Origin of the sequence: Paraburkholderia unamae, assembly GCF_003096875.1 — a bacterium.
Taxonomy (GTDB): Bacteria; Pseudomonadota; Gammaproteobacteria; order Burkholderiales; family Burkholderiaceae; genus Paraburkholderia; species Paraburkholderia unamae.
The window spans coordinates 1-7,566 of record NZ_QEOB01000055.1 but is presented as its reverse complement, the minus strand read 5'-3'; the positions used below and the strand labels follow the sequence as shown (position 1 = coordinate 7,566).

Here is a 7,566-nt window from a genome sequence, read left to right as displayed (position 1 = left end):
ATCGGCGCATCGGGCTGCCGCATTCTCGTGACGCTGCTGCACGAAATGCAGCGCCGCGACGCGAAGCGCGGCCTCGCCTCGCTGTGCATCGGCGGCGGCATGGGCGTGGCGCTCGCGCTCGAACGGGCCTGATTCGTTTCGCATTTCAAGGCATCGAGGCAGCAAGCAGGGCAGGAAGCGGTTCGCCGTGCGCGCAAGCGCCGGCGAGCCGTGGCAACAACCACGCGCAATATTAGAAGCTGACTAGAAGCCGCGCGGTCTCTGCCTTGTCTTTACCTGGGGTGGAAAGGTGAAGCAGGGCGACGACGTATGTGGCGCTTACTCAAGTAAGACCACGCTTTATTGACGCAAACTCTCGCGGATATACAGGATGACTAATCGTATTGCATTGGTAACAGGTGGAATGGGCGGCCTTGGCGAGGCCATCAGCGTCAAGCTTCATGATGCAGGCTATCGCGTCGTTGTGACGCACTCGCCTGACAACGCTGGTGCCACGGACTGGCTCGCCCGCATGAAGGAGACAGACCGCGAGTTTCACGCCTATGGCATGGACGTGGCGGATTACGAGTCGTGCCAGCGCGGCGCGGCGAAGATCAGCAGCGAGATCGGCCCGGTCGACATTCTCGTGAACAATGCGGGCATCACGCGCGACATGACGTTCCGCAAACTCGACAAGGTGAACTGGGACGCCGTGCTGCGCACGAATCTCGACTCGATCTTCAATATCTCGAAGCCGCTGTGCGACAGCATGGTGGAGCGCGCCTGGGGCCGCATCATCAACATTTCGTCGGTGAACGGCTCGAAGGGCTCGATTGGTCAGACCAACTATGCGGCGGCGAAGGCCGGCATGCATGGCTTCACGAAATCGCTCGCGCTCGAAGTGGCGCGCAAGGGCGTGACCGTGAACACGATCTCGCCGGGCTATCTCGCCACGAAAATGGTGACCGCCATTCCGCAGGACATTCTCGACTCGAAGATCCTGCCGCAGATTCCGATGGGCCGCCTCGGCAACCCCGGCGAAGTCGCCGCGCTCGTGCTGTTTCTGTGCTCGGACGAAGCGGGCTTCGTGACGGGCGCGAACATTCCCATCAACGGCGGGCAGCATATGCAGTGATGCCGCTCGCACGCCGCCCGCCCGCGAGGTCACGTAACCCGTTCACGTGATCTGTTTCGGGCTGCCCCGGCGGCGTGAACGCCCGACACCCACCGCCGGATGGATGCAAACGCGCAATGCGTTTGCGCCCATCCGGCGGTTCCGCTTTCTGGCGGCGCGCCGCGAGACCGGGCGGGACTTGCGAGGCCGTGCCGCTATAATTGGCCACCCCAGGCGTGACCGGAGACCGGCCTTTGTCGAGCATTGCGAAACTGCTGTCCATCCTCGAACTCTTTTCGGAGGAGCGGCCTTTTCTTTCCGCCGAGCAGGTGGCCGCCGAACTCGCATGCTCGGTGCCGACCGCGTACCGCTATCTGCGCGAGCTGGTCGATACCGGCATGCTGCTGCGTTTCGTCGGCGGCGAATATGGCCTCGGCCCGCGCATCATCACGCTCGACTACCATCTGCGCATTTCCGACCCGCTGCTCAAGGCCGGGCAGCCGATCATGCGCGAACTCGTCGAGCATTCGGGCTTCGATGCCGTCATGTCGCGCTGGTACGGCAACGAACTCGTCGACACGCACCGCGAAACGCACGACGCGGCGTTCGACCTGCGCTATGGGCGCGGCCGTCCGCGCCCGCTCTTTCTCGGCGCCGCGCCCAAGGCGATTCTCTCGACCTTTCCCAAGGCCAAGCTGGCCGCGTTGTTCGAGCAGTATCCGGAGGACATCGCCGCAAGCGGGCTCGGCGCGTCGCTCGAAGAGTTTCGCGCGAGCCTGCTGAAGATTCGCCGCGCGGGCTTTTATCTCTCGAAGGGCGAACTGGAAGCGGGCATGTCCGCCGTGGCGTCGCCGCTTTTCACCGACGCATCGGGCGAAGCCGTGGCTTCGCTCGCGCTCGTCGTGCCCGAGCATCGCCTCGCGTTCTTCAACCTCGAACGCGTGGTCGAGGCCGTGAAGGAAGCCGCCGCGCGCATCTCGTCGCGCGTGCGGGTGCTGATCGAAGCCTGACTCCGCCCAGGGGGTCAAACAGCGCTGGCGATACCGGCGATACCCATGCGCGCCGCCATCTCCTGCTCCCATTCCTCGCGCGGCCGGAAACCCGGCAGTGTGCTCGCATGGCGTTCGACTTCGGCGAGCAAGGCTTCGTCGGGCAGCGCGAAATCCACGCTCACACGCATCGGCTGGTCCACGTACCACGGCGTGTCGATGAAAATCTCCAGCCGGTTGCCTTCCGGGTCGCGCGCGTAAATCGAAATCGCGTTGCCGTGCGTGACCGGCGTGATCTCCTCCATTTCCTCCTCCACGAAGCGCTTGTGAAAGCGCTTGAGCGTGTCGAGGCTGTCCGCTTCGAATGAAATCTGGTTGATCGGATTGAACGGCAATTGCTCGGGCCGCCCGCTCGCCAGCACGATCTGATGATGGACCCGCGGGTCGCGGCTCATGAATACGAGGCTCACCGGGCCGCGCGGCGTGGGCAGCGTGCCGCGATCGGTCACCGTGAATTCGAGCACCCGCGTATAGAAGTCCTCGACCTTCGCCATGTCGCTCACGAAGAAGCCCATGTGGCTGAGCGTGAGGCCGGTTCGCTTCGTGGTCGGTTCGGTGTTCGGCAGAGTCATGTTGTCTCCGGTAGTAGTGATAAACCCTGATAAAAATCAAGTTGTGTGCTGCGTTTTTCATAGTGTATTCTCAAAATACGATAAACGCACCAAGAAATGCGCGTCTCGATTCCAAAGGAAATTCACTCTTTATCATCGGAGCATCATGAAACTCGCCAGCTTTTCCACCCATGAAGGTTCGTCGTTCGGCGTCGTGCGCGACGGCGCGGTATTCGATCTCAAGAAGCGCCTGGGCGGCCGCTTCGCGGACCTCAAGGCGCTGATCGCCGCCGGTGCGTATGCCGAAGCGCAGCGCGCCGCAAGCGAAGGCAAGGGCGATTACCCGCTCGCCGAAGTCACCCTCGAACCGGTCATTGCGAATCCGCAGCAGATTTTCTGCGTGGGCCTGAATTACGCGGAGCACGTGAAGGAGACCAACCGCGAAACCACCGAGCAGCCCGTGATCTTCATGCGCCTGCCCGCTTCGCAGGTAGGCGCGGGCCAGCCGATGCTGCGCCCGCGTGAGTCGACGCAGTTCGATTACGAGGGCGAGATCGCGGTGATCATCGGCGAAGGCGGCCGCCGCATTGCCGAGGCCGACGCGTGGCGGCATATCGCCGGCTATAGCTGCTACAACGACGGCTCGATTCGCGACTGGCAGCGTCATACGGGCCAATGGGGCCCTGGCAAGAACTTCTTTCGCACCGGCGCGTTCGGCCCGTGGATGGTCACGAGCGACGAGATCGAACCAAACGAGCTGATGACGCTCGTCACGCGCCTGAACGGCCAGGAAGTGCAGCGCGCGACCACGGAGATGCTGATTCACGGCATCGCGAAGCAGATTGCCTATCTCTCCACGTTCACGCCGCTGTTCCCCGGCGACGTGATCGTGACCGGCACGCCGGGCGGCGTGGGCGCGAAGCGCAATCCGCCGCTCTTCATGAAGCACGGCGACGTGGTGGAAGTGGAGGTGGATCGCATCGGCACGCTGACGAACCCGGTTGCGGACGAAGTGTAAGAAGCGTCAGTCCGGGCGCGCCGCGCGCAGGCAGCGTGCGGCGCAGTCAACCCTGAACCAGGTGAACGGGATGAAGGATATCGTAAACAATTCGGTATGCCAGGCAAGGCAGGACAGCCAGGCGCCCGAATATGACGTCGCGATCGTGGGCTTCGGGCCCACCGGCGCGACGCTTGCCAATCTGCTCACGCTGCGCGGCCTGAAGGTGGTGGTGTTCGAGCGCGACAAGGACGTGTTCCAGCTTCCTCGCGCCGTGCATTTCGACGGCGAATGCATGCGCGTGTTCCAGGCGGTGGGCATTGCGCAAACGCTGCTGCCCGACCTCTTCGTCGGGCCGGGCATGAAGTTCGTGAACGCGCGCGGCGAACTGATGATCGACTGGAGCCGCCCCGGCGGCATCGGTCCGCAGGGCTGGTGCGCGAGCTACAAGTTTCACCAGCCGGATCTTGAGAGATCGTTGCGCACGCAACTATCGGCGCGCGGTGGCGCGGACGTGCGCCTGCGCCACGAAGTCTTCGCCATCGACGAACGCGACGACCATGTGCGCATCCGTTACGAAGATACGGGGCGCGGGCGTCTCGCTCACACCACGGCGCGCTATGTGGTGGGCTGCGATGGCGCGCGCTCGATGGTGCGCCGCTTCATCGGCACGGAACTGGCTGACCTGAAGTCGCATGAACGCTGGGTCGTGGTGGATGTGCTGCTGGAGCGCGAGCGGCCCGACCTCGGCGACTATTCCATTCAGTATTGCGACCCGGCGCGACCGACCACCTACACGCGCGGGCCGCACAATCGCCGCCGCTGGGAAATCATGGTGATGCCGGGCGACGACGAGTGCCGCATCGGCACGGCCGAGTGGATCTGGGAGCGCCTCTCGCGCTGGATCACGCCGCAGGATGCGCAACTGGAACGCTCCGCGATCTACACGTTCCATTCGGTGATCGCGCAGGGCTGGCGGCGCGGCCGGCTGCTCATCGCGGGCGACGCCGCGCATCAGACGCCGCCGTTCATGGGGCAGGGCATGGCGGCGGGCATACGCGACGCTTCGAATCTCGCATGGAAGCTCGCCGACGTGATCGACGGCGCGCTGCCCGACACGCTGCTCGACACCTACGAGAGCGAGCGCGAACCGCATGTGCGCACGTTCATCGAAACGGCGGTGCAACTGGGCGGCGTAATCCAGGCGCGCGATAGCGACGCCGTTGCCGCACGCGACCGCGAGATGACCGCGGCGATCCGCGAGTTCCGCACGCCGCAGCCGCGCCTCGGTCCCGGCTGGCATGCGGGCGTGACGGGTGGCCAGGTGGGCCCGCAGCCCGTATTCGAAGACGGCGCGCGCTTCGACGACGCGGTGGGCTATCGCTTCGCGCTGGTCGCCGACGACGTGCTGGCGCGCCGCGCGCAAGACGCGCTCACGCAGGACGAGCGCGAGCGCGTGGCGATCGTGCCCGCAACGAGCGATGCGCTGCGCGACTGGCTGGCACAAGCGGGCGCGCGCGCCGTGTTGCTGCGGCCCGATCGTTACGTTGGCGGCGTGGCGCACGACGCCGACGATCTGGATGCGTTGCTCGTACGTGCGGGCGTCGCTCGCGCGGGGGAGCGACGCGAGGCCGTGGCGGCCTGAACCTCGATGCAAGAAGCTTGACCGTTGACCCGAATCCCGGCGGGCGCTCGCCAAACAACGAGCGCCCGCCGGGGCATGAAGCAGGCGCAGGACGCAGATCCGCAGGCAGAACACCACGCGCGCCGCACCCAACATCCAAGGAGAGCAAATGGAGACGACACCTTCGCGCCCGGCGGCAATCACCGCCGCGCCCGGCCTGACCCGCGCCCAGTGGCGCATGATCCTGATCGCGAGCCTGGGCGGCTCGCTCGAATTCTATGACTTCGTGATCTACGGGTTTTTCGCCCACTCGATCGCCGCGCGCTTCTTTCCGGCCAGCGACCCGCTCGTGAGCATGCTGCTCACTTTTTCGGTGCTCGCTATCGGCTATATCATCCGCCCGCTCGGCGGCATCGTGCTCAGCAGCCTGGGCGATCGCATGGGGCGGCGACCCGTGTTCGTGGGCTCGATCGTGGTCGTCACGCTCGCCACCATCTGCATCGGCTTGTTGCCCGACTACTCGCAATGGGGCGTGGCCGCACCGCTCCTGCTCATCGGCTTGCGCGTATTGCAGGGCTTTTGCGTGGGCGGCGAGATGCCGGGCGCGATCACCTATGCGGTGGAAGCGGCGCCGCGCCGCGCGGGGCTTGCGGCAGGCGTGATCGTCTGCGCGGTCAATACGGGCGTGATGCTCGCGACCATCGTGAACCTCGTGGTGCAGTCCGCACTGTCGCCGGCCAATGCCGCGAACTACGGCTGGCGCATTGCGTTTCTCGTGGGCGGCGCGTGCGGAATCGTTTCATACCTGCTGCGCCGCAATCTCGACGAGTCGCCCGAGTTCAAGGAGATGCAGGGCGCCGTAGTGAAGCAGCCGTTTCGCGAAACGCTGCGCCATCATCGCGGGGCGGTAGTGGGCGGCGCGCTTTCGGTCGCGGTGATGGCGGGCTTTAACGGCGTGCTCTACGGCCATATGCCCGCGTATCTGATCGAAACGCTGCACTATGCGCCGCGCGACGCCGCGCTCGCGCAGAACGCGTACTTGCTCGTGAGTTCCGTGGGTCTGCTGGCGGCGGCCTGGGCCGGCGACTTCGTGCCGCGCCGCTATCTGCTGCGCCTTTCCTGCGTGCTGCTCGCCGCGCTTGCGTGGCCGTTCTATGCGGCGCTTGCCGCGCACAGCGTGAACGTGGTCGTGCTGTTCGTGCTCGCCGCGCTGGTGTTTTCGCTGGCAAGCGGCACGTGGGCCGCGGTGCTCGCCGATCTGTTTCCCGTGCAGGTGCGCTTTAGCGGAATTGCGCTCGCGTACAACGTTTCGGTGGTGCTGTTCAGCGGCTTCGCGCCGCTCCTGTGCGCGACCTTCGTGCGCATGAGCGGGTCGCCCGCCGCGCCCGCGTGGTATGTGATCGGCTCGGCGCTGGTGGCGCTGCTCGCGAATCTGGGCTTGCATGCGTCGTCGCGCGCAAGGGTGGAGCGCTCCGCCGCTGCGGTGGATTTCACGTAACGCTCGCATCACATGGGGCGCGGCGATCATGTCGATCGATCGCCGCGCCCCATGCATTCCCCGCAATCCCCACATCCCTCACTTCGCTTGCCGCAACGCCTGCTCGATCACGAGGGCCTCGCGGCGCAACGCCACGGCGAGCGCTTCCTCGCGTTCGAGCACGCGGTGCAGAACCTCTTTCCACTTTGTACCCCGCTCCAGCGCTGACGCACCTACACGGGCCCACCGTTTCCAAGGTGTAAACCCGGCCCGGATAACTTTGCGGGCAGTCGCGCAGCATGTGTACGCCACCAGCGCTGCTCCCTTCGTCAAACATTGCGGCCCATCAAATACCTGGCGGCACGCTCCAATGCGCCGCAGCGGTTTCGGATTTCTCCGATTGGTCGTGCTCGGGGCGAGGCAGACAGTGCCAGATCAGGCGCACGTCCGATGGGACAACGCGCCCATGTCTCACATTGCCATCACGAGCCAGAGAGAGGAGCCCGTTTCATGCACTGCCCGCCTGTCGTTGCACGCCGCTGTTCCATCCGTCAGCCGGGAGGTTGCCCGGCATGCTGACCAACGAGCAGATCTTCGGGCGCTGGTGGCCGAAAGGGCAGAAACGCACGATCCGGGTCACGGGGCCGGCCCTGCCCGAGCAACCGGACGGCCAGCCGGTTTTCGTGCTCAGCGCCATCACGGGCGAGGAACGGCTCTCGACTGTCTGCCAGTACGACCTGACGCTCACCACGGCGCTGGACATGCCGGAGGAACA

8 protein-coding genes and 1 pseudogene are annotated in these 7,566 nt (G+C 65.3%); 8 read left to right on the top strand and 1 reads right to left on the bottom strand.

The window, feature by feature from the left end; translation table 11 throughout:
* The 3 genes and pseudogenes from C7402_RS45930 to C7402_RS45920 form a co-directional block, all read left to right on the top strand.
* Positions 1-132, top strand: a pseudogene (locus tag C7402_RS45930) (acetyl-CoA C-acetyltransferase); the annotation flags it as partial.
* Positions 133-370: 238 nt separating this feature from the next.
* Positions 371-1,114: an acetoacetyl-CoA reductase gene (phbB, locus tag C7402_RS45925; RefSeq protein WP_112174530.1), complete on the top strand. Its 744-nt coding sequence runs from the start codon at positions 371-373 to the stop codon at positions 1,112-1,114.
* 233 nt (positions 1,115-1,347) lie between these two features.
* Positions 1,348-2,103 (top strand): IclR family transcriptional regulator, encoded by a 756-nt coding sequence (locus C7402_RS45920; protein WP_112174529.1) that lies wholly within the window; start codon positions 1,348-1,350, stop codon positions 2,101-2,103.
* 14 nt (positions 2,104-2,117) lie between these two features.
* Here C7402_RS45920 and C7402_RS45915 read toward each other — a convergent pair whose 3' ends face one another.
* Entirely contained in the window at positions 2,118-2,714 is a 597-nt protein-coding gene (locus C7402_RS45915) for a VOC family protein (RefSeq protein WP_116615289.1), read from the bottom strand.
* 145 nt (positions 2,715-2,859) lie between these two features.
* Between C7402_RS45915 and C7402_RS45910 the strand changes: the two genes are divergently transcribed.
* The 5 genes from C7402_RS45910 to C7402_RS45895 form a co-directional block, all read left to right on the top strand.
* On the top strand, positions 2,860-3,711 hold the full coding sequence (locus tag C7402_RS45910) for a fumarylacetoacetate hydrolase family protein (protein ID WP_116615288.1): 852 nt from the start codon (positions 2,860-2,862) through the stop codon (positions 3,709-3,711).
* Between the two features lie 70 nt (positions 3,712-3,781).
* Positions 3,782-5,335 (top strand): bifunctional 3-(3-hydroxy-phenyl)propionate/3-hydroxycinnamic acid hydroxylase MhpA, encoded by a 1,554-nt coding sequence (mhpA, locus tag C7402_RS45905; RefSeq protein WP_116615287.1) that lies wholly within the window; start codon positions 3,782-3,784, stop codon positions 5,333-5,335.
* A gap of 148 nt (positions 5,336-5,483) precedes the next feature.
* Positions 5,484-6,812, top strand: coding sequence for an MFS transporter (locus C7402_RS45900; RefSeq protein ID WP_224041216.1), 1,329 nt, complete (start codon positions 5,484-5,486; stop codon positions 6,810-6,812).
* Positions 6,813-6,863: 51 nt separating this feature from the next.
* Positions 6,864-7,019, top strand: coding sequence for a hypothetical protein (locus tag C7402_RS47305; RefSeq protein WP_165842142.1), 156 nt, complete (start codon positions 6,864-6,866; stop codon positions 7,017-7,019).
* 344 nt (positions 7,020-7,363) lie between these two features.
* The coding region (locus C7402_RS45895; RefSeq protein WP_133254677.1) for a hypothetical protein at positions 7,364-7,566 on the top strand (203 nt) is incomplete at its 3' end.

Excerpts from the sequence above, each read along its gene's own strand:
- phbB (WP_112174530.1), top strand. The coding sequence starts at position 371 with ATGACTAATCGTATTGCATTGGTAACAGGTGGAATGGGCGGCCTTGGC.
- C7402_RS45915 (WP_116615289.1), bottom strand. The coding sequence starts at position 2,714 with ATGACTCTGCCGAACACCGAACCGACCACGAAGCGAACCGGCCTCACG.
- C7402_RS45910 (WP_116615288.1), top strand. The coding sequence starts at position 2,860 with ATGAAACTCGCCAGCTTTTCCACCCATGAAGGTTCGTCGTTCGGCGTC.
- mhpA (WP_116615287.1), top strand. The coding sequence starts at position 3,782 with ATGAAGGATATCGTAAACAATTCGGTATGCCAGGCAAGGCAGGACAGC.
- C7402_RS45900 (WP_224041216.1), top strand. The coding sequence starts at position 5,484 with ATGGAGACGACACCTTCGCGCCCGGCGGCAATCACCGCCGCGCCCGGC.
- C7402_RS47305 (WP_165842142.1), top strand. The coding sequence starts at position 6,864 with ATGCATTCCCCGCAATCCCCACATCCCTCACTTCGCTTGCCGCAACGC.